This window comes from Mesorhizobium waitakense, from assembly GCF_056431085.1.
Window position 1 is genome coordinate 1 of the sequence record NZ_JBWKME010000129.1, and the last position, 2,624, is coordinate 2,624.

Sequence of the window (2,624 nt, forward strand, 5' to 3'; positions counted from 1 at the left end):
TCGGTGGGCGGGTGCGGGCTCATGCCCGTAAAGTCCGCCTAAAATGTTAAGGCGACGCTACCGTTCCGACAGCCAGAACCGAACGTGCCTCCATTATTCAAGCCCAAACCGCCCCTTCTGCGCGCCGCCTAACCCCAGAGAAGTTACCGGTCTCCCACGCCGTATCGGGCGCCCGGGCCCCTTTGTTGTCCTTTTGCGTGTTCTGTCGTCTCAGACCGTGAGGCTCACGTTGTAATCGGTTAGGAAATCCTGGAGGGCCAGGATACGCTCTACCGCCCTGAGGTTGTCGGTCGCATGAAGTGCGCGGGACCGGTCGACGGACAGCAGCGGTGTCACTGCCGCATTGCGGTCATTCAGCAGCGCGGTGAACCGAGTGCGCAGCATTCTGCCGTAGGCCGGATCCTGGATAGCCGGAATCGCGCTCTTGACTCGCTGCACCACCGACTGCGGTAGCAGATCCACCGTGGCGGCCCGCAGCAGGCTCTTCTCGCGCCTGTCGAAGGTCTTGTGGGCCCATGGGGTGCCGAACACGTACTCAACGAGGCGGTGGTCGCAGTAGGGGACCCGCACCTCAAGACCAGAAGCCATGCTCATCCGGTCCTTGCGGTCGAGCAGCTTCGGCAGGTTACGCGTGAGAGAGAGGTAGCAGACCTCGCGCATGCGACGCTCGTGCGGATCGGCCGAGGCCGGCCCGGTCAGGGCGGGTACTTCCGCAAGTGCCTTGCGGTACTGCTCGTCCAGGTAGCCGGGTAGGTCGAGTTTCTCGACGAGGCCAGGTTCTAGGGACCGCCGCACGATATCGTCACTGTCTTCGATCCAAGGGAACGTGTCGACCTGAACTTGCGCGGGATCGTGGAACGACGAGTAGCCGCCAAAAAGCTCGTCGGCCCCCTCCCCAGATAGGGCCACCGTACAGTGTTGCCCGATCGCCCGGAACAGCAGGTAGAGCGCGCGATCAACGTTGCCGGTGGTCAACGGCAGGTCGCGGGCATGGAGCGTGGCGGCCCGCACGTTCGCGTCCATGAGTTCGTCCGCAGACAACGTGATGTCCGTGTGGTCGGCACCAAGGAACTTCGCAACCTCCTGCACGTACGGCCCGTCGGATGTGGGGCGGTCCGGGCCGGGGATAAAGTTGTCGGTGTAGCCGACGAAGTCGAGGGCGAAGGACCGGATCCGTTCGTCGCTGAAGCGCGCGGCCAGTGCGGCCATGGCCGAGGAATCAAGCCCGCCCGACAAGAGCGCGCACAGCGGCACGTCAGCGATGAGCTGCCGCTGGATCGTGTCCTCGAGCAACTCGCGGACGCGCCGAACGGTGGTAGGCACGTCGTCGGTGTGCCCGCTGTCGGTAAGCTGCCAGTAGCTCATCTGCTTTATGCCGTCGCGGGTCACGCGGACGATGTGGCCGGGCCGTACCTCACGCATGCCGCGGAACACGGTGCCGAACGGGTCAGCGATGGAGCACAGGGTGCGACGAAGCCCATCGGCGTCCATGGCCGGTTCCGCGAGGCTATTAGCGAGGATCGCCTTTGGCTCGGAGCCGAATAACACTCCGTGCTCGGTGGGGTAGTAGTAAAGCGGCTTGATGCCGAGCCGGTCGCGTATGAGAAGCAGTTCGCGCTCGGCGGTGTTCCAGAGTGCATAGGCGAACATGCCGTTGAGTTCGCTCACGGCCGTGCAGTGATCGCGTCGGCCCCACTCGCGGTGGGCGTGCAGCACCACCTCGGTGTCACTGCTCGTGTCGAACCGATGACCCAGGGCGACGAGCCGTTGACGCAGCTCGCGGTAGTTGTAAGTCTCGCCCGTGTAGACGAGCACCAACGCCGGTCGGCCGTCCTCCTGAAGCGTCATCGGCTGGCGACCGCCCTGGCTATCGATGATCGCCAGGCGGCGGTGTCCCAGTGCCGCAGACCCGTCGATCCAGGTCCCCTCGTCGTCCGGACCACGATAGGCCATGGTGGCCGTCATGTAGGCAAGCTCCCTTCGCGCGTCGGGATCTCCTAGGTCACGATCGAAATCAATCCATCCACAGATGCCGCACATATTTTGACTCCTTGCCTGATGGGTAACTTTCGCGCAACTTCGGGCCTGCGAGACACTGCACCCCGCGAACACGTGACATCCGTTTTGGCCGCCTCATCGGCTCAACTCGGGTAACCTCGAGAGATCGTGACGGTTCATTCCCGCAGGCTGACCCCTTTAGCAACCTGCCACGCAGCGCGCACCTCCCTGTTCTAGTAGTCTTCTTGCCTCACAAGGCGGGTCTGATCACGGGCCCTCCCTACCGGGACTTCGTAGAGCCGCCTCCTTGCCGGCGACGACGGAGAACGTATTTGGGACTAATGGTCGCAGCCAGTTTGTTGATCATGAACCTGACCTGCCCTTCCGACCGACAGACCACAACCTGCGTTCGCCACGCACACCGGGTCAGTTTTCTCCGTGGATATTGAGATGCCGGTGGTCGCGCGCTTGGACCGACTGGCGCACAAAGAAAAGGTGACGCTGGCGACCGAGCTTCTCGCTGCCTATTGCCTCCTGCTGCATCGTTATGGCGACCAGTATGACAGGTAGCGTCGCCTTAACATTTTAGGCGGACTTTACGGGCATGAGCCCGCACCCGCCCACCG

General features: G+C 63.1%; 1 protein-coding gene. It reads right to left on the reverse strand.

The window, feature by feature from the left end; translation table 11 throughout:
- Positions 1-210: 210 nt before the first annotated feature.
- Positions 211-2,040, reverse strand: coding sequence for an asparagine synthase (glutamine-hydrolyzing) (gene asnB / locus AC07FD_RS26905; protein WP_478352311.1), 1,830 nt, complete (start codon positions 2,038-2,040; stop codon positions 211-213).
- Between the last annotated feature and the right edge of the window lie 584 nt (positions 2,041-2,624).

Coding starts and splice junctions, on each gene's coding strand:
- asnB (WP_478352311.1), bottom strand. CDS start 2,040: ATGTGCGGCATCTGTGGATGGATTGATTTCGATCGTGACCTAGGAGAT.